This window comes from Phenylobacterium montanum, from assembly GCF_018135625.1.
Classification (GTDB): Bacteria; Pseudomonadota; Alphaproteobacteria; order Caulobacterales; family Caulobacteraceae; genus Poindextera; species Poindextera montana.
This window is the reverse complement of record NZ_CP073078.1, coordinates 1,043,114-1,059,052: the sequence shown is the minus strand read 5'-3', so window position 1 is coordinate 1,059,052 and position 15,939 is coordinate 1,043,114. Positions and strand designations below refer to the sequence as shown.

The 15,939-nt window shown below is 68.5% G+C and carries 22 protein-coding genes; 10 read left to right on the top strand and 12 right to left on the bottom strand.

Translation table 11 applies throughout. The features are described 5' to 3' along the window. Nucleotides 1-98: 98 nt before the first annotated feature. Nucleotides 99-377, top strand: a complete 279-nt coding sequence (locus KCG34_RS04825; protein WP_211939261.1) for a BrnT family toxin — start codon at nucleotides 99-101, stop codon at nucleotides 375-377. Beyond that, a complete protein-coding gene (locus KCG34_RS04820; protein ID WP_211939260.1) occupies nucleotides 331-612 on the top strand; it encodes a BrnA antitoxin family protein in 282 nt (93 codons plus the stop codon). The genes KCG34_RS04825 and KCG34_RS04820 overlap by 47 nt, the downstream gene beginning before the upstream one ends. Nucleotides 613-787: 175 nt before the next feature. Here KCG34_RS04820 and KCG34_RS04815 read toward each other — a convergent pair whose 3' ends face one another. From KCG34_RS04815 to KCG34_RS04800, 4 genes are all read right to left on the bottom strand, one after another. Further along, nucleotides 788-1,594, bottom strand: a complete 807-nt coding sequence (locus tag KCG34_RS04815) for a hypothetical protein (protein WP_211939259.1) — start codon at nucleotides 1,592-1,594, stop codon at nucleotides 788-790. A 207-nt stretch (nucleotides 1,595-1,801) separates the two neighbouring features. Next, on the bottom strand, nucleotides 1,802-2,332 hold the full coding sequence (locus KCG34_RS04810) for an outer membrane beta-barrel protein (RefSeq protein WP_211939258.1): 531 nt from the start codon (nucleotides 2,330-2,332) through the stop codon (nucleotides 1,802-1,804). Nucleotides 2,333-2,465: 133 nt separating this feature from the next. Further along, entirely contained in the window at nucleotides 2,466-3,296 is an 831-nt protein-coding gene (locus tag KCG34_RS04805) for a hypothetical protein (protein ID WP_211939257.1), read from the bottom strand. Nucleotides 3,297-3,329: 33 nt separating this feature from the next. Next, a complete protein-coding gene (locus KCG34_RS04800) occupies nucleotides 3,330-4,136 on the bottom strand; it encodes a hypothetical protein (protein WP_211939256.1) in 807 nt (268 codons plus the stop codon). 188 nt (nucleotides 4,137-4,324) lie between these two features. On the opposite strand from KCG34_RS04800, the gene KCG34_RS04795 reads away from it, so the two are divergent. Next, on the top strand, nucleotides 4,325-5,035 hold the full coding sequence (locus KCG34_RS04795; RefSeq protein WP_211939255.1) for a hypothetical protein: 711 nt from the start codon (nucleotides 4,325-4,327) through the stop codon (nucleotides 5,033-5,035). A gap of 75 nt (nucleotides 5,036-5,110) precedes the next feature. On the opposite strand, the gene KCG34_RS04790 is transcribed toward KCG34_RS04795, so the two are convergent. Beyond that, nucleotides 5,111-5,986 carry a hypothetical protein gene (locus KCG34_RS04790; protein ID WP_211939254.1) on the bottom strand — a complete coding sequence of 292 codons (876 nt, stop codon included), beginning with the start codon at nucleotides 5,984-5,986 and terminating at the stop codon, nucleotides 5,111-5,113. Nucleotides 5,987-6,157: 171 nt separating this feature from the next. Between KCG34_RS04790 and KCG34_RS04785 the strand changes: the two genes are divergently transcribed. The 5 genes from KCG34_RS04785 to KCG34_RS04765 all read left to right on the top strand — a co-directional run bounded on the left by KCG34_RS04785 (nucleotide 6,158) and on the right by KCG34_RS04765 (nucleotide 10,509). Next, nucleotides 6,158-6,679 (top strand): translation initiation factor 2, encoded by a 522-nt coding sequence (locus KCG34_RS04785; RefSeq protein WP_211939253.1) that lies wholly within the window; start codon nucleotides 6,158-6,160, stop codon nucleotides 6,677-6,679. Between the two features lie 220 nt (nucleotides 6,680-6,899). Then, nucleotides 6,900-7,301, top strand: coding sequence for a hypothetical protein (locus KCG34_RS04780; protein WP_211939252.1), 402 nt, complete (start codon nucleotides 6,900-6,902; stop codon nucleotides 7,299-7,301). 97 nt (nucleotides 7,302-7,398) lie between these two features. Continuing rightward, nucleotides 7,399-8,283: a DUF3034 family protein gene (locus KCG34_RS04775; RefSeq protein WP_211939251.1), complete on the top strand. Its 885-nt coding sequence runs from the start codon at nucleotides 7,399-7,401 to the stop codon at nucleotides 8,281-8,283. Between the two features lie 2 nt (nucleotides 8,284-8,285). Continuing rightward, nucleotides 8,286-8,765: a group I truncated hemoglobin gene (locus KCG34_RS04770; RefSeq protein WP_211939250.1), complete on the top strand. Its 480-nt coding sequence runs from the start codon at nucleotides 8,286-8,288 to the stop codon at nucleotides 8,763-8,765. A gap of 193 nt (nucleotides 8,766-8,958) precedes the next feature. After that, nucleotides 8,959-10,509, top strand: a complete 1,551-nt coding sequence (locus KCG34_RS04765; protein ID WP_211939249.1) for an amidase — start codon at nucleotides 8,959-8,961, stop codon at nucleotides 10,507-10,509. Here KCG34_RS04765 and KCG34_RS04760 read toward each other — a convergent pair. After that, nucleotides 10,498-11,004: a DinB family protein gene (locus KCG34_RS04760; protein ID WP_249138221.1), complete on the bottom strand. Its 507-nt coding sequence runs from the start codon at nucleotides 11,002-11,004 to the stop codon at nucleotides 10,498-10,500. The two genes, KCG34_RS04765 and KCG34_RS04760, sit on opposite strands and share 12 nt — an antisense overlap. Nucleotides 11,005-11,152: 148 nt before the next feature. On the opposite strand from KCG34_RS04760, the gene KCG34_RS04755 reads away from it, so the two are divergent. Next, complete coding sequence (locus tag KCG34_RS04755) at nucleotides 11,153-11,674, top strand: DUF1993 domain-containing protein (RefSeq protein WP_211939248.1); 522 nt, start codon at nucleotides 11,153-11,155, stop codon at nucleotides 11,672-11,674. Nucleotides 11,675-11,680: 6 nt separating this feature from the next. Here the strand turns inward: KCG34_RS04755 and KCG34_RS04750 are convergent, their stop codons facing one another. Genes KCG34_RS04750 through KCG34_RS04735 form a run of 4 tightly spaced genes read right to left on the bottom strand, consistent with a single transcriptional unit; the run spans nucleotide 11,681 to nucleotide 14,144 of the window. Continuing rightward, nucleotides 11,681-12,334, bottom strand: a complete 654-nt coding sequence (locus tag KCG34_RS04750; RefSeq protein ID WP_211939247.1) for a glutathione S-transferase family protein — start codon at nucleotides 12,332-12,334, stop codon at nucleotides 11,681-11,683. 29 nt (nucleotides 12,335-12,363) lie between these two features. Next, entirely contained in the window at nucleotides 12,364-12,828 is a 465-nt protein-coding gene (locus KCG34_RS04745; protein WP_211939246.1) for an SRPBCC family protein, read from the bottom strand. Beyond that, nucleotides 12,825-13,157: an ArsR/SmtB family transcription factor gene (locus KCG34_RS04740; RefSeq protein WP_211939245.1), complete on the bottom strand. Its 333-nt coding sequence runs from the start codon at nucleotides 13,155-13,157 to the stop codon at nucleotides 12,825-12,827. The genes KCG34_RS04745 and KCG34_RS04740 overlap by 4 nt, the downstream gene beginning before the upstream one ends. Nucleotides 13,158-13,199: 42 nt before the next feature. Further along, nucleotides 13,200-14,144: a GlxA family transcriptional regulator gene (locus KCG34_RS04735; RefSeq protein ID WP_211939244.1), complete on the bottom strand. Its 945-nt coding sequence runs from the start codon at nucleotides 14,142-14,144 to the stop codon at nucleotides 13,200-13,202. A gap of 79 nt (nucleotides 14,145-14,223) precedes the next feature. Between KCG34_RS04735 and KCG34_RS04730 the strand changes: the two genes are divergently transcribed. After that, nucleotides 14,224-14,913 (top strand): DJ-1/PfpI family protein, encoded by a 690-nt coding sequence (locus tag KCG34_RS04730; RefSeq protein ID WP_211939243.1) that lies wholly within the window; start codon nucleotides 14,224-14,226, stop codon nucleotides 14,911-14,913. Nucleotides 14,914-14,920: 7 nt separating this feature from the next. On the opposite strand, the gene KCG34_RS04725 is transcribed toward KCG34_RS04730, so the two are convergent. Both KCG34_RS04725 and KCG34_RS04720 read right to left on the bottom strand, forming a co-directional pair. Beyond that, entirely contained in the window at nucleotides 14,921-15,445 is a 525-nt protein-coding gene (locus KCG34_RS04725; RefSeq protein ID WP_211939242.1) for a hypothetical protein, read from the bottom strand. 5 nt (nucleotides 15,446-15,450) lie between these two features. Further along, the gene (locus KCG34_RS04720; protein WP_211939241.1) at nucleotides 15,451-15,915 is read right to left on the bottom strand and encodes a chemotaxis protein CheW; all 465 of its coding nucleotides are present in this window, start codon (nucleotides 15,913-15,915) and stop codon (nucleotides 15,451-15,453) included. Nucleotides 15,916-15,939 lie beyond the last annotated feature (24 nt).

Sequence of the window (15,939 nt, the reverse complement as noted above, 5' to 3'; positions counted from 1 at the left end):
ACAAAAATATCAGGAAGGCCGCTACGGCAGCCTTGTCCTCAAAATGGAAAGGGAGAGCGCCATGATCAAACGTATCATTAAGGAAAGGGTGCTGCTCCATGCGCATCGAGTTCGATCCCGCCAAACGGGCAGTAACGCTTAAGGAAAGAGGACTCGACTTCGAGGATGCGACCAAAGTCTTTGCTGGTGTTCACTTCGAGATCGAAGATGATCGGCAGAACTATGGGGAGACGCGATGGATCACCGTCGGGCGGCTAGGTCGCGCCATGGTTGCCATCGTCTGGACCCCGAGGGGCGAAGCGCGTCGCATCATTTCGATGAGAAAGTGCAATGCCAAGGAACGTAAAAGATTTAAAGTCCGCTTGGGTGGACCCTGACGACGCGCCGGAACTGACGGGCGAAGTCTTCGCGCGCGCCGCCCTGAAGGAGGGCGAGGCTGTGCTGAGGCCTGCTACGGGCACGCTGACCCGCCGCGGCCGCCCCCGGATGGAGCATCCAAAGCGCCAGGTCACCATTCGGCTGGATAGCGATCTAGTTGACAGCCTTCGTGCCTCCGGTCCTGGTTGGCAGAGCCGGATCAACGACATTTTGCGCCGTGCGGTGGGCAGCTAGGAATTACGGTGACAGTTTACAAAATTGCTCGCCCAGCCCTTTGATCACTATCCTGCCACGCCCTGAGCTCGCCTCAAGGGCGGCGCGCAAGCGCCGCCGCTGGGCGGTTGGCCCTGCAGGCCGACCAGTGTCCCAGCTCCAGGCTGTAGCTTCGATCGCGCCAAGGGCTTGGAGTCTAGGAGAAAACCTCGGCGATGACCGTCGCCGGCTGGCGCGAGGTCCCGGTAAGCTGCTCGTAGATCGCCGTTGAGAGCGCAGCGAATATGACTTGGTTCGCCGAGGCGATCATCGGGCTGACGAAATAGGTGAACAGCGGCGGCGCGGCCAGGGTGTTGAGCTTCACGCCCTTTGGCACCAGGGCCATTTTCAAGATGGTCATGGCTATGAGCGCAGCTATGCTGATGGCGAGCGTCAGGCCAAACAGGTTCCATCGCCGACCTTTGGTCAGGTCGAAGCTGCGTCGGATGGCGACGAGTGGGCGCAACCGCTCCACAACGAACGCCTGTACAGCGACGTAGCTGGCCATCATGAAGAACAGGCCGGGCGCCAGCACAAGCAGCATGCCTAGCTGCGTCAGGACGTACATGACGACAGACAACGCCGCGATCGGCCAGAAGCGCCGGCCGCAGTCGGCCAAGCTTGCCCCCGGCGTAGCAGCGGCGCCAGCCGAACCCGTCGCAAGGCAAAGGCGGCTGATCCAGGCGAAGTAGAAGGTATTGACCACCGCCGGCGCAATGTCGTCGACAAAGTCGGCCGCCATTCCGTTGAACGTACCCAGTTTCACCGGCCGCTGTAGCAACAGCGTCAGAAAAGTGTCGCGGTAGACATGGAAGGCGTTCTCAGCCGCCTGGGCGGATCCTGCCAAAAGCAGCGCCCCGACCAGGAAACTTGCGGGACGGCTTCTCACGAGCGCGATGGCGCGGCCCATAGATTGGCCGGCTCCGAACTCGACGCGAGGTGAATCAATGGCCGCAGCCACCATGCGAAATCCCAGCCCTCGAAACCCGCCCCAAGCTTCGCGACGGAACCAGCCCGTCCTTGTGCCTATAGAGGCAAGCTTGGCTTTAAGGGCAACGAATAAGATTACGGAATTACGGTGACGGTGACATCGCGTAATTGAGGTAGGCCGTGCCCCCGGTAGCCCATAACCTGGCGACGCTGGTCGAGGCGCCGCCAGGCCCTGTTCGGATCAGAACCGGCGCACGTAGCCGACGCTGAAGGTGTCGAGGTTGTCCGAACCGTAGAAGTGGTGGGTGTAGTCGACCCGCCAGCCGTTGGCGCCGCCGCCCGGGAACTGGCGCAGGCCGACCCCGGCCGCGGCGCCGTTGTCCTGGCCCTTGTCCGAGAAGCCGCCGGCGCTGGCCGTGATCTGGGTGCGCGAATAGCCGACCCGGCCGATCAGGTCGAAGTTGTGCGGCAGCGGCAGGTAGCCCACGCCATAGAGGCCGACTTCCCAGTCCTGCTTGACGCTGACATTGACGCCGCCGACCGACACGTCGGTGGAGCCGACGCCGAAGGCGCCTTCCATTTCCGCGCCCCAGTGCTTGGTCATCTGATAGCCGCCGCGCACGTCGACCGTGTTCAGGCCGAAGTTCGGGCTGGTGTTGCTGAAGTCGGAACGGGTGTAGCCGACCTCCAGCGTGGTGTGGGTATCGGCGGCCTGCGCGGCGGTGGCGATGGAAGCCGCAATGGCCGCGGCGGCGAAGACAACAACTTTCACAAAGTCCCCCATTTGAAAAGGCAACCCAAGGCTGCCGGGGGCGGCGTGTGGTCTGCGTCGCCTCTACGGTCAAGTTTGTTTCGGCGATGTTATGATGTGTTTGTGCCGCGTGTCACAGGCTCGGGGCCGGGACTCAATCGAACACCTCGGCGATCCCCTGCGGCTGGGCGCGCCCCTGCAGTTCCGCCTGACTGTAATAGGCCGCCGCGATGAACACGATCCAGGCGAGGTCGATCACCCGGCTGGGTAAGACGGCGAGCGAGGCCTTGAGGTAGGCGAGGGGCGTGCCGCTGGCCGGGTGGAACAGCGACAGCAGAGTCAGGTGCATGAAGACGGTGGCCTGGGTTTCGGCGAGGCGCACGAACAGGTAGGCGCCGAGGATCGGCCAGCGGAAACCACGAACGGCCGCCAGGCTCGCCGCGACCGCGCGGCCTGGGCCGCCTCTGTTTGCGACCGCCGCGGGGACGGCGAGGGCAAACCAGGCCATCAGGGCCGTGGTGGTGATGAAGCCGGCGACCGTGACGACGGCCAGCAGCGTGGCGCGGTCGCTGGGGACGGCGACGGGTCCCTTCAGCCAGGCGTCCGCCAGCGAAACCCAGTGCTGGGCGAGGCCAAAGGCGATGGCGATCGGGAACGCCTTCAGCGTGGAGCGGAGGATGCCCCCCGGATCCAGTCGCGGCTCGAACGCAAGACGGCTGAGGGCGACGCCGCTCACCGCCGCGGCGAACAGGGCGTGGGTGACGCGCCAGATCAGCTCTCGCACGACGATATCGGCCCAGGCGGGCGTCGTGCGGGCCAAGGCTGGAGCCAGGAAGGCGGCGACCGCGAGGCTGGGCGCAAGGGCCAGCAGCACGGTGAGCCCCGCCAGAGCGGGCCAGGCGGTTCCAAGCACCATGACTGCGCGAGCGAACACCTGGCCGAAACGGGCGCGTGGCGCCGGGCCTGGCGTCCATGCTGAAGTCACCGCGATCCTCGCTCCTGCAAGCCCATTCCCGCCCTACGAAAACACGTCGGCGATGGCCGTCGCCGGACGGTAGGCGCCGCTGGTCCGAGCGTCATAGAGGGCGACGGCCACGGCTGCGAAGGCGATCTGGCTGATGGCGATGATCAGCGGATTGAGGGCGTAGGCGAACAGGGGCGCAATGGCGGCGTTGCCGAAGTTCCAGTGACCGCTGGCGACCAACGCGAGCTCGGCCAGGATGGTGGCGACGAGCTCGGCGATCACGATCGCGGCGCTGAGCAGGAAGATGGTTCCGCGGCGGCCCTGGGTGATGTCGAAACTGCGCCGGATGGCGTCGAACGGCCTCAACTCCTCCATCGTCAGGGCTGGAATCGTGAGGAAGCTCGCCAGGCTGAAGAACACGCCGGGCACGATCAGAACAACAGCGCCCAGCAGGGTCAGGATCGCGACGGCGAGGCCCGCCAGAATGATCGGGCCGGCGCGGCGGCTACACTCGACCAGGCTCGAGGCGGGCGTGGCCGGCCCACCCGCAGCGCTGGCCAGAGCCAACCGGCACATCCACGCACTGTAGAGCGCCGTGAGCGCAAGGGTGACCGCGAACGGAGCCGCGAGCAGCAGGACGCTGAGCACGACATGGCTGCTGTCCGGCCGGACGAAGATGCCGGGTGCGAGCTTGGAAAGGTGAAGCACGAAGGCCTGTTGTGCGACGCGCGGCAGGCCGACCAGCAGCGCGCCCCCGCCGAGGAAGGCGAGGGGATGGCGGCGCACCAGCGCCACGGCCCTGCGGACCACATCTCCCATGTCGCCGCCCGAGCGCGCGCCGACGCTGGCCGCCATGGTCATGAACTGTCCCCCAATCCCGAACCGACGGCGCGCAACCCTTGAGGTGGTCTGCGCCCGGCCCTTACGCCCGCGTGCATCTCAGGCCGGCTTGGCCGTAGCGTCAAGTCTTCGGCGGCCTCAAATCGGTTTAAGAACAAAACAGCAACATTTTCTTGACCGCGCCTTGAATCTCTGGTGCGCTGGCGCGCATGAACGCTCCGGTCCCGCAGTCAGGTTTCGATGACGCCGACCCCGCCCTCAGCCCCGCCGAGGCGCGGGCGCTGCGGCATGGGCGGGTGCTGGCGCGGCTGGCCGAGATCGGCATGGAGATGGCCGAGGCGCTGGGGCGCGAGGCCCGGGCGCGGGCCGAGGCGGCGGAGGCCGGTGAGGCCGGGCCGGCGGCGGCGGGCGATCCCGGGCTAGCCTTCTCGCGCATCGCCCGGGCCGTGCGCCTGACCCTGGCGCTGGAGGCGCGGCTGGCCGAGGGGCCGGCGGAGAGGGCGTCGGGCCCTGAGGTCGAGGCGCGGCGCGAGGCCGAGGCGGCCAGGCGCGCGCGGGCCGAGGACCGGGCCCTGACCGAACGGGTCGGGCGCAACATCATCGCCGTGAACAACCAGGCGGCGGCGCGCAAGGCGATCGAGACCCTGATCGAGACCGAGGCGGAGGCGTGCGATATCGAGCCGCTGCTGGACGCCCTGGCCGAGCGGCTGAACGAGCCGACCGAGGCGGACTTCGCCGACCGGCCGGTCAGCGAGACCATCGCCCGCATCTGCGCCGATCTCGGCCTCCGGCCCGACTGGGGCCTGTGGCGCGACGAGGCCTGGGCCGGCCGGGAAGCCGAGACCCGCGCCCGCGGCTCCCCCTACGCCGCCGAAGCCCGCCGCAAGGCGCGCTGGGCGGCCGGATGGGACGACGGGTGACCGGGGAGAAACGGCCGGCCTTTGCAGCGGGACCGTCTGGCGATCGACGGCGCTAGGGGCGCGAGCTCGACAGCCTCAGAGCTTGAGGTCGGCCTTCATGCGCTCGACGCAGGTCTGGCTCTTCTTGGCGAGCAGCGCCTTCAGCTTCTCGGCCCGATTGGCCAGCAAGGCGTCGTGGCTCGGGCTGTCCGGGGTCTTCTCGGTCCTGAGGAAGCACTTGGCGTGGGCCACCACCGTGTTGCTGGAGGTGTCGATGATCCGCACGTAGTCCATGAACATCAGGTCGTACTTGCCCCAGTCGAGGCCGAAATAGATCAGGTTGAGGCCGGGCGGGTCGACGTCCACGACATAGCGCGCGCCGGCGGCCTGCTGCGCCAGCTCTTCCGGCTTGGCGCGAGTCATGGCGCGGTCGCTGGAGATGGGTGCGTCCTGAACCTGCGCCCCGTGCGCGGCGGCGTAGGCGGCGGCGATGTCGTGGGCCATGGCCCCCGACGGGTCCTGGATGTCGTTGGTTTCGACGATCTCCTTGCCCGTGGACAGGGCGACGATGGCGCCGACCATGGCCATGCCGGCCTTGCCGGGGGTGGTGTCGGAGAGAAGCGGCGGCTTGGTGTGTTTGACATAGGCGACGGTGACTGCGCCCGCGGTCGCGCCCTGGGCCGGCGCCGGCTGGGTCGTGGCGCTGGCGGCGGCGGGAGCCGCGGTGGTCTGGGGCGCGGCGGTCTGGGCCGCCGAGTCCGGCCCGGGCGCGGCGGGGGCTGGCGTCGGCGCCGACGGGGAAGGCGCGGCGGGCTGAGTCGCCGAAGACGGGGCGGCAGGCTGAGCGGCCGGCGCCTCGGCGGTCGCCGGCGCTGCGGGCTGCGCCATAGCTGCGGACTGGGCCAGGGCCGCAGGTGAAGCGGCGGACGCCGCGGCAACGGCCGCAAGGATCGTCAAGATTGAACGCTGCATTGATTCCCCCCAATCGCTTGACCGGCTATACACCAAGGCAAAGCTTCGGCAACCGGCTGGGGTCTGCGCCCCCGAACATGCTGTCCGTTGACGAGCCAAAGCCAAGCTTGCTACGCTCGCGGGAGCCGCGGGGCGGGGCGCCCGCGCGGCGTGTTTCTCAAGGGGGGACTTATGCGAGCCATCATTTATGGGCTGTCAGCCGTTGCGCTGACAGCCGGCCTGGGCGGCTGCGCCACGGTTACGCGCGGCACCAGCCAGCAATTCACCATCGAATCGACTCCGCCGGGGGCGCAGGCCCGGACGACGAGCGGCTTCAACTGCGAGTCCACGCCATGCACGATCCGCATGCCGCGCAAGGACGGCTTTTCGGTCACCGTGACCAAGGCCGGCTACAAGTCGGTGACGGTCGACGTAAAGCCGAAGATCGCCGGCAACGGCGCGGCGGGCTTCCTCGGCAACGCCCTGATCGGCGGCGTGATCGGCGCGGCAGTGGACGTCGGCAGCGGCGCGACCTTGGATCTGGACCCGAATCCGCTGCACGTGAACCTCGAGGCGGCCGAGGCGGCCCCTGCGGCTGTGGCTGCGACGCCTGCGCCGGCCGCGACGGCCACGCCGGCCGCAACCCCGCCGGCGCCCGCTGCGGCGCCTGCGGCGGCGGCGCCGGCCACAGTGGCCGCCAAGCCGGCGACCTGACCCGGCAGGCCAGCGGCGGCGCCTTGCAGCGTCGCCGTCCAGGCCGCTGCGATTGCGAACGAAGGCGGCGCGGGCTCGGCCCGGGTCGCCATGGCCGCGGGCGTTCCGAGCGCCCGCGGCTATTCGTTTGCGCCTACGGCCTGACGGTGGAAGGATCGTCGCGACCCGGGCGCCCGCTCGGGCCCGAGAAACGATGCGAACGGCGAGGAGGAGACTTCAGATGAAGCGTGCAGTCTTTTCGGCCTTGGGCGCCAGCGTGGCGGCGGCGGCTCTGCTGGCGGCCGGCGGGGCCTGGGCGTCCGGGCTCGGCGGCTCCCTGCAGGGGCGGGTGACGCAGAACGACACCTCGGAGACCTATCCGATGGCCATGACCCTGGACGGGGCCGGCGGGCGCATCAGCTATCCGTCCGTCTCCTGCGACGGCGACCTTTCGTTCCTGGGCTCGGACGGGACCACCTGGCGCTACAAGGAGCACATCACCAAGGGCGACTGCATCGACGGCGGGATCATCCAGATGCGTCGCCGCACGGCCGGCGACGACACCGCCTGGGTCTGGCGCTGGGACGCCGAGGACGTCAACGTCCAGGGCGTGGTCAAGGGGACCGGCGTCGCCGAGCGGTAGCGGGCGATGCGGCGGCGCCCGCGAATCCAGTTGGCGCGGCGGTTTGACGTCGCGGCGTTAACCGAATTGTGCGGCGGCGTCTGGCAAGGCATGGGGCATGCGCACGCCCGTCCTGTTGCTGTCCCTGTTCGCCGTGACCCTCGGGCTCCCGGCCGGCGCCGCCGAGGCCGCCGAAGAGATCGCCTATCAGGGCAAGCTGCTGCTGACCGGCGGGGTCAGCAGCATCGAGGGGGCCGGCGGCGGGGGGCTGGCGACCTGGGCGGTGACCACCGGCTACGCCACCCGAGACGGCTATGGCGCGAACCTGCACGCGACCTATATCGCTCTGCCGAACTTCACCCTGACCAGCTATGGCGCGGCGATGGGGATCCGCGACCGGCTGGAGTTGTCCTATGCCCGCCAGTCGTTCGACACCGGCGAGACGGGGGCGAAGCTCGGCCTGGGCAAGGGCTTCACCTTCGACCAGGACGTGGTCGGGGCCAAGCTGCATGTACTGGGCGATGCGGTCTATGACCAGGACCGCTGGTGGCCGCAGGTCTCGGTCGGCGTGCAGTACAAGCACAACGGCCAGGCCGCCGTGCTGCATGCAGTGGGGGCCAGGCAGGCGGACGGGGTCGATTACTATGTGGCGGCGACCAAGCTGCTGCTGGACCGGAGCCTGGTGCTGAACGAGGCCCTGCGCGAGACGCGCGCCAACCAGACCGGCCTCCTCGGCTTCGGCGGCGACCGCTCGGGCGGCTATGCGCTGGAGAGTGAAAGCTCGGTCGGCGTGATGCTCAGCCGCCGCCTTGTCGTGGGCGGGGAGTACAGGACCAAGCCCGACAACCTGCGCTTCGCCCGCGAGAACGACTGGTGGGACCTGTTCGCCGCCTATGCGCTGAACAAGCACGTCTCGGCGACCCTGGCCTATGTGAACCTCGGCGACATCGCCACCTTCCGCCGCCAGGACGGGGTCTATGTTTCGCTGCAGACGGGGTTTTGAGGATGCTGAAGCCGATCGCCCTGGCTGTGGGCTTGATCCTGGCGCCCGTCGCCGCCTTCGCCGAAGAGCAGCCCGTAGATCCCTACGTCCAGTCGAACGCCAACGCCGGGGCGAGGCCGTTCGAGGGCGAGGCCATGCTGAAGGCGTTTCATGGACGTGAGGGCATAGGCCGGATCGTCGATCGGATGGTCGACCTGAACCTCGCCGACCCGCGCATCTCGGACATCTTCAAGAACCAGGACATCGAGCGCCTGCGCCGGACCTTGAAGGAGCAGTTCTGCTACATCCTGAACGGCGGCTGCGCCTATACCGGCCGGACCATGAAGGCGTCGCACAAGGACCTCGGCATCCAGCGCACCGACTTCAACGCCCTGGTCGAGAACCTGCAGACGGCGATGGACCGGGAGGGCGTGCCGTTTCGCGCCCAGAACCGCCTGCTCGCCAAACTGGCGCCGCAAGAACGAGACATCGTGGAGCGGTAAAGCGCCGCTCGCCCCTGGGGCATGCTTCACGTGCGCGCCCGCCCCGCGTGCGAGGCGGCCTGCCCGAAAAGGTCAGCGGGCGCCGGTGACCGCGGCCGGGGCGCGAGCGGCGATCACGGCGGCTTGCGCAGCGACTGGCTTACCCCTCTAAATCGGCGCCCAAGAGATGGGCGGATCGGGGCTGGAGGGCGCCATGGGCAAGGACGATTGCGGCGCCGACTCGGCTGGCTTCGACCGCCGCGACTTTCTCGGCTTTTCGGGAGCGGCGGTGATGGCCTCGGCGGGAACGGCTGTGGGCAAGGCGCCCGGCCTCGTAGAGATGGATGCGGTCGACCTGGCGGTGGCGCTGCGCAAGCGCAAGCTGTCCGCGCGGGAAACCATGGGCGCCTATCTGGACCAGATCGACAGGCTCAACCCCAAGGTCAACGCCATCGTCGCGCTGCGGGAGCGCGAGGTGCTGCTGGCCGAGGCGCTTGAGGCCGACGAGCGGGCGGTTCGCGGCGAACGGCTGGGGCCGCTGCACGGCTTTCCGCTGGCCGTGAAGGACCTGCAGCCGACCAAGGGCATACGCACCACCTTCGGCTCGCCGATCTTCAAGGATTTCGTCCCCGACTTCGACAGCATCATGGTCGAGCGACTGCGCAGGGCCGGCGCGATTCTGATCGGCAAGACCAACGCCCCGGAGTTCGGCCTGGGTTCGCAGACCTACAACAACGTCTATGGCGCCACCCGCAACGCCTACGACCAGAGCCGCACCAGCGGCGGCAGCAGCGGCGGGGCGGCGGTGGCGCTGGCCCTGCGGATGCTGCCGGTGGCGGACGGCAGCGACTATGGCGGCTCGCTGCGCAACCCGGCGGGCTGGAACAACGTCTATGGCTTCCGCACCAGCTATGGCCGCGTGCCCTCGGCGAGCCCGGACATCTTCCTGCCCTCCATGGGCGTGGCCGGGCCGATGGCGCGCACCGTGACCGATCTCGCCTGGCTGCTGTCGGTCCAGGCTGGCTATGACGCCCGCGCGCCTTTGTCGATCCCCGAGGATCCAGCCCAGTTCGCGGGGCCTTTGAAGCGGGAGGTCAAGGGGTTGAAGATCGCCTGGGGCGGCGACTTCGGCGGCTATCTGCCGTTCGAGCCGGGCGTGCTGGAAACCTGTCGCGTGGCCCTCAAGACTTTCGAGAGCCTGGGCTGCGTGGTCGAGGAGGCGGTTCCCGACTATCCGATCGACAAGGTCTGGCGCGCCTGGCTGGTGTTTCGCGCCTGGCAGGAAGGCAGCGGGCTCCTGGCGCACTACAACGATCCGGCCCATCGGGCCCTGCTCAAGCCCGAGGCGATCTTCGAGGTCGAGAGCGGCATGAAGCTCTCGGCCTATGACGTGACCCGGGCCGAGGTCGTGCGCGCCGAATGGTACCAGGCTGTGCGCAAGCTGTTCGAACGCTACGACTATTTCGTCCTGCCGACGGCCCAGGTGTTCCCGTTCAACGTCGATATGCACTGGCCGAGCGAGATCGCCGGGCGCCAGATGGAGACCTATCACGAGTGGATGAAGGTGGTGCTGCCGATCAGCATGACTGGTTGCCCGGCCCTGGCTGTTCCGGCTGGGTTCGGCCCCCAGGGCCTGCCGATGGGGCTGCAGATCGTCGGCCCGAACCACGCCGAGCTGGCCTGTCTCCAGCTGGCCTACGCCTATGACCAGGCCACCCAGTGGCCGAAGAAACGTCCGCCGGCCCTGCTGGCGTCAGTGGCCTGACAGGCCGGCGGCGTCGATCTTGCCCCGCAGCCACTGCAACCCGGCCAGGTGCTGCTGGTCATGGCTGCAGAGATAGTGGATGAGGCTTCTCAGCGTGAGCGGGCCGTAACCCTCGAACACGGCGGTTCGGGCGAAATCGGCGTCGCTCAGTCCACTGATGATCGCCAGGGTCTCCAGGCGCGCGGCGCGGAACGCGGCCAAAGCGGCTTGCGCGTCGGCTGAGCCATAGTCGCGCTCGATCGCCAGGACTTCGCTGTCGATCGAGGCCAGGATCGGATCGGTTTCGGCCAGGGTGCGGCGCAGGCGCAAGTGATAGCCGAGGATCTCGATGTCGCGCACATGGCAGACCTGCTCGATCGCGGTGAAGGCCTCGCTGGGGACACCGTCCCAGGACGGCGGCGCCCAATGACGAAAGCTTGGCGGAAAGGCGGCGAAATGGGCCTCCAGCTGATCGGGGAAGGCTTCCAGGGCGCGAAGCGTGACAGCGTCCATCATGGCGGCGAAACCGGGCAGGGGGTGGCGACCGGAGTTATGATCGGGCGTCCGGCTTTCAAGAGCGGCCGCCGCTTTTCCTTGCCCGAGCAGGTCTCGCCTCGATAGGCTCGCCGCCAATCACAATCGAATCTCCGGGAGGTGGTCCACCATGGCGATTTCACTCTACGACGCGAGCGTCGCCTGTTTCATCCAGACCCTGACCGGGGTGTCCGGCTTCCTCGACCGGGGCCTGGCTTATTGCACCGAGAACGGCATCAACCCGGACGAGATCGTCGAGACCCGGCTCCATTCCGACATGTTCCCGTTCCGCTTCCAGATCGTTTCGGTGGCGCACCACTCGCTGGGCGCCATCGAAGGGGTCAAGGCAGGCGTGTTCGGGCCGCCCAGCGACGGCCGCCCGCACGACTACGCCGCCCTGCAGGGCGTGGTGGCCGACTCCTTGTCCGCCCTGAAGGCGCTGAGCCGGGAGGAGGTGGACGCCCTGGAGGGCCGGGACGTCACCTTCCAGTTCCGCGACTACAGGATGCCGTTCGTGGCGGAAGGCTTTTTGCTGTCCTTCTCGCTGCCGAACCTGCACTTCCACGCCACCACCGCCTACGACATCCTGCGTATGAAGGGCGCGCCGATCGGCAAGCGCGACTACACAGGACCGATGCGCCTGAAGGTCTGAGGTCGCTCAGGCTGCGGCGGGCTGCGCCGGCGGGTTGGTGGCCTTGACGCTGTCGCGGGCCTGCATGCGGCCCAGCCAGGCCAGGAGTGGCCGGCCCTCCAGGATCTCGCGGCCCTCCGGCGTGGCCGCCAGATAGTCGATGTGGGTGAACATCATGATGTCGGCGAGGCTCAAGTTGTCGCCAGTCAGGAATGGCTGGCCCGCCATCAAATCCTCGATCGCGCCCACGCAATGCCGCGCCTTCGGCACGCCCTCCGCCACCACGGCCTCGTCCGGCTGGCCGCCTAGCATCAGCGGGACCACGATGCGCTGGTAGGGGATGGTGACGGTCACCTGCGGGAACAGGTACCAGTCGATGATGTTCATCAGTTGGTCCATACGCGCCAGGGCCTTGGGCTCCTTGGGTTGCAGCGCCGGCCCTTCGAAGGCCCGGTCGACATAGCGCAGGATCGCCTGGGTCTCGTAGAGCCGGAAGTCGCCGTCATCCAGCACCGGGATGCGACCGAAGGGCTGCAGGGCCAGATAGTTAGGCTTCTTGTGGTCGCCGAAGGCCAGCGGGGCGATCCGATAGGACGCGCCCTTCTCCTCCAGGGCGATCATCACCACACGGCCATAGGGACTGCCGGGCACGGTATGCAGGGTGACGGGAGAACGGGACATGGTGCGGTTCCTTCCTTGGCGTGAATTGGTCAAACGGCTTCGGCGAACAGGGCCAGGACACCGCCCCAGCCGTTGGGAGATTCGAAGGCGGCCCGGGCGCGTCCCTCGGCCTCGCCCATGCGCTCCAGATACCGGTGCTCCAGGTCAACCCGCACGCCGTCGGCCGTTTCGGTGAACACCACCTCGACCTCTGTGTGCAGGGTCGGGTCGTAGGTGAAGTCCCCGCCGATCCGCCAGACCAGCACCAGCCGGCTGGGCGGCTCCCAGGTGAGCACCTCGCCCCAGGGGCATTGCGAGCCGTCCTCGCCGGTCTCGTACCAGCGGCCGCCGGCTCGCGGTTCGATGGTCGCGGTCTTCATCGCCGCGGCGCCGATGTGGTGCGTGCGGGGCCACCAGAGGCCGATGTCATGGGTGAACACGGCCCAGGCCCGCTCGCGCGAGGCCTTTACGGTGACCGAGCGGCGCACCGGGGCGGGGGTGATCGTTCGAGTCATTGGTCCTCCTTGGTCCGCTCGGCCTTTTCCTGACGCTCGACCTCGGCGGCGAAGGCGTCCAGCGACGTGGTCCAGAACTGGTCCAGCCAGGCGCGCAGGGCGCCCAGGCCCTTGGGGTCTATGTGATAGACCCGTCGTGTCCCGTCGGGCCGGTCGGTCACCAGACCTGCCTCCTTCAAGACCTTCAGGTGCTGGGAGACCGCCGGCCGGCTGACCGGCAGGCCCTCGGCGATGCGCCCCACCGGCGCCGGCCCGGCCTGCAGCCGCTCCAGCACCTGACGGCGCGTGGGGTCGGCGAGGGCGGCGAACAGGGCAGATTGGTTAGGCATGACTTACCGTAAGTCATAGCTTACGCGCGAGTCAAGCCACGATCAGCGTCTGGCGGCGCGCCTCAGGGCCTGGGGCGGCTGGCCGAAGGCGCGGACGAAGGCCCGGCGCATGCGCTCCGGATCGCCGAAGCCGGACACGAGGGCGATCTGGTCGATCGGCTCAGGCCCCGCCTCGACCCGCTCGCGCGCGGCCTCGATCCGCAGACGCTCGACCGCGCGGGCGGGGGTCATGCCGGTCTCCTCGGCGAAACGGCGGGCGAAGTTGCGCGGGCTCATCGCCGCCCGCTCGGCCAGCTGCTCCACGGTCAGGGGCTCGTCCAGCCGCTCCCGCGCCCAGGCGAGCAGGGGGCCGAAGCGGCCGCCGGGGCGCTCCAGCTCGAGGAGGGCCGAGAACTGGCTCTGCCCGCCCGGGCGGCGGCGATAGACCACCAGCTGCTGGGCGGTGCGCTGGGCGATCTCCTCGCCCAGGTCCTCGGCCACCAGGGCCAGGGACAGGTCGATGCCGGCGGTGATCCCGGCCGAACTCCAGACCGTCCCGTCGCGGATGAAGATGCGGTCAGCCTCCAGCTGAACCTTGGGATAGCGTCGGGCGAAGTCGGCCGCCCGGCTCCAGTGGGTGGTGGCGCGCCGCCCATCCAGCAGCCCCGCCTCGGCCAGGACGTAGGTCCCCGAACAGACGCTGGCGACTCGCCGCGCCGAGACGCCCATGCGCCGTACGAAGTCCAGCACCGCCGGATCGCGGGCCGCGACGCGGGTGCCATCGCCGCCGGAGACGATCAGGGTGTCGAGCGGCGGGGCGTCCTCGATCCCGACCGCGTTCAGGCTGGCGCCGGCGGAGCTGATCACCGGCCCCGCCTCGGCCGCCAGCACGGACAGGGCGTAGCGATCGCCGCCGTAGCGGCCGCCGATCTCGAAGGTCGAGATCGGCCCGGTCGCGTCCAAGAGCTGGAAATCGGGAAAGATCAGGAAGCCGATCTGGCGGATCATGGCCTATATCGTGGGAAGCCTGTCATTTCAGCCAAGGCTATTTGCAGCGATAGTGGGCTGTCAATGTTTGGAGCCGCCCATGTCCGACCAGCCCTTCGTCATCGTCGAAGCCCTCTATCCGGGCATGACCCAGCTCGATTTCACCGGGCCGCACACGGTGTTCAGCCGTATCCCCAACACGAAGACCATCGTCGCCTCGGAGCCCGGCGGCGAGATCGAGTCCGAGGGTGGCTTGGTCTTTGCCGGCACAAAGCGTCTGGCGGAGATCGAACGCTGCGACCTGCTGTTCGTCCCCGGTGGGCTGGCGACGACCGACGTGATCAACGACCTGGCTTTCATGGCCGAGTTCAAGCGCCTCGCCGGAACAGCCCGCTATCTGACCTCGGTCTGCACCGGCTCGCTGGTTCTTGGGGCTGCGGGGCTGCTGAAGGGCCGGCGCGCCGCCTGTCACTGGGGCTGGCGCGACATGCTGAAGCTGTTCGGCGCCGAGCCGGACCCGGCGCGAGTGGCGCGTGACGGCGACATCATCACCGGGGGCGGGGTGACCGCCGGCATCGACTTCGCCCTGGTGGTGGCGGCGGAGTTGGCCGGCGACACCTTCGCCCAGGCCCTGCAGCTCAATATCGAGTATGCGCCCGCCCCGCCGTTCAACGCCGGCCGGCCAGAGACCGCGCCCAAAGAAGTGCTGGAATTGGTCCAGGCGCGGATGGCCAAGCTGCTGCCCGACCGCCTGGCCGGCGCGGAGCGGGCGGCGGCGCGCGTGATGTGACCCGAGTTCAGCTGGCGGGCGGCGAGATCAGGCCGAAGTGGACCCAGACTTCGCGCAGGGCCAGGCTGACGCGCCGGACCTCGGCCTCGTCGGCCTTGTCCAGTCCGCGCATCAGCTGCAGGGCGGCGACGTGGACCTGGATGGCCTCGGTGCTCCAAGGCAGGCCGTCGCGGAACCGGTCGATCAACTCGCAAAGGCCGTGCGCCGGCTCGTCCAGCGCCTCGAAGCCGAACAGGCCTGCGACCATGATGATCTCGTTGGCCGACGCATAGATTTCGTCGATCAGGTCGGGACTGGGCGGCTGTCCCAGGGCCTGAGAGGCCGTGGTCATGCGGGCCAGGGAGCGGTCCAGGCCGTCCAGACACTGGTCGCGGATCTTGCCGAGCCGCTGGTCGGCGCCGCGCAGGGCCTCCACCACGGAACGGCCGCCGGGCTGCTGCATGAGCTCGCGCAGGCGGTTCTTGACCTTGATCGAGTTGCGGTCGGTCGCCGGCGCCCCGGCGACCGCCGCCTTCACCTTGGTTTTCGACACGGTAGTCAGGCGGCTTCGCGCTGCTCGGCCGGGAGCAGGGAGCCGACCACCAGCCGGCTCAGCATGCGTCCTTCCATAGGAATGATCGCATCGACGAAGCGGGTGGTCGCGGTCGAGCCCACGGCCGGCGGCGGCTGCAGCATCGTCGCGTCCACCTGGAACGTCTCCTGCACCCCGTCGACCAGAAGGCCGACGACATTGGCTTCGTACTGTATGACCACGATCACGTGCCGTGACATGGGCTCGGTCATGCCCAGGCCGAGGCGGTTGCGCAGGTCCAGCACCGGGATCACCGCTCCGCGCAGGTTGATCACGCCTTTGACGTAGCTGGGCGTCTGGGGGATCGGGGTCGCGGGTGTCCAGCCACGGATCTCGCGCACTGCGCGGATGTCGATGCAGAACTCCTGCCCGGCGATCTCGAACGAGATCAGTTCGAGTTTGGAATCGAAGGTCGGATCGGTCTCGGTCATGCGGCTTGGCTCCAGGGTCGAGGG

What these genes read in the sequence shown, in the direction of transcription:
- KCG34_RS04790 (WP_211939254.1), bottom strand. Translation starts at nt 5,986, where the DNA reads ATGCAGCGTTCAATCTTGACGATCCTTGCGGCCGTTGCCGCGGCGTCC.
- KCG34_RS04765 (WP_211939249.1), top strand. Translation starts at nt 8,959, where the DNA reads ATGGGCAAGGACGATTGCGGCGCCGACTCGGCTGGCTTCGACCGCCGC.
- KCG34_RS04780 (WP_211939252.1), top strand. Translation starts at nt 6,900, where the DNA reads ATGAAGCGTGCAGTCTTTTCGGCCTTGGGCGCCAGCGTGGCGGCGGCG.
- KCG34_RS04820 (WP_211939260.1), top strand. Translation starts at nt 331, where the DNA reads ATGCCAAGGAACGTAAAAGATTTAAAGTCCGCTTGGGTGGACCCTGAC.
- KCG34_RS04815 (WP_211939259.1), bottom strand. Translation starts at nt 1,594, where the DNA reads ATGGTGGCTGCGGCCATTGATTCACCTCGCGTCGAGTTCGGAGCCGGC.
- KCG34_RS04740 (WP_211939245.1), bottom strand. Translation starts at nt 13,157, where the DNA reads ATGCCTAACCAATCTGCCCTGTTCGCCGCCCTCGCCGACCCCACGCGC.
- KCG34_RS04720 (WP_211939241.1), bottom strand. Translation starts at nt 15,915, where the DNA reads ATGACCGAGACCGATCCGACCTTCGATTCCAAACTCGAACTGATCTCG.
- KCG34_RS04770 (WP_211939250.1), top strand. Translation starts at nt 8,286, where the DNA reads ATGCTGAAGCCGATCGCCCTGGCTGTGGGCTTGATCCTGGCGCCCGTC.
- KCG34_RS04785 (WP_211939253.1), top strand. Translation starts at nt 6,158, where the DNA reads ATGCGAGCCATCATTTATGGGCTGTCAGCCGTTGCGCTGACAGCCGGC.
- KCG34_RS04795 (WP_211939255.1), top strand. Translation starts at nt 4,325, where the DNA reads ATGAACGCTCCGGTCCCGCAGTCAGGTTTCGATGACGCCGACCCCGCC.
- KCG34_RS04750 (WP_211939247.1), bottom strand. Translation starts at nt 12,334, where the DNA reads ATGTCCCGTTCTCCCGTCACCCTGCATACCGTGCCCGGCAGTCCCTAT.
- KCG34_RS04745 (WP_211939246.1), bottom strand. Translation starts at nt 12,828, where the DNA reads ATGACTCGAACGATCACCCCCGCCCCGGTGCGCCGCTCGGTCACCGTA.
- KCG34_RS04735 (WP_211939244.1), bottom strand. Translation starts at nt 14,144, where the DNA reads ATGATCCGCCAGATCGGCTTCCTGATCTTTCCCGATTTCCAGCTCTTG.
- KCG34_RS04825 (WP_211939261.1), top strand. Translation starts at nt 99, where the DNA reads ATGCGCATCGAGTTCGATCCCGCCAAACGGGCAGTAACGCTTAAGGAA.
- KCG34_RS04775 (WP_211939251.1), top strand. Translation starts at nt 7,399, where the DNA reads ATGCGCACGCCCGTCCTGTTGCTGTCCCTGTTCGCCGTGACCCTCGGG.
- KCG34_RS04755 (WP_211939248.1), top strand. Translation starts at nt 11,153, where the DNA reads ATGGCGATTTCACTCTACGACGCGAGCGTCGCCTGTTTCATCCAGACC.
- KCG34_RS04730 (WP_211939243.1), top strand. Translation starts at nt 14,224, where the DNA reads ATGTCCGACCAGCCCTTCGTCATCGTCGAAGCCCTCTATCCGGGCATG.
- KCG34_RS04760 (WP_249138221.1), bottom strand. Translation starts at nt 11,004, where the DNA reads ATGATGGACGCTGTCACGCTTCGCGCCCTGGAAGCCTTCCCCGATCAG.
- KCG34_RS04800 (WP_211939256.1), bottom strand. Translation starts at nt 4,136, where the DNA reads ATGACCATGGCGGCCAGCGTCGGCGCGCGCTCGGGCGGCGACATGGGA.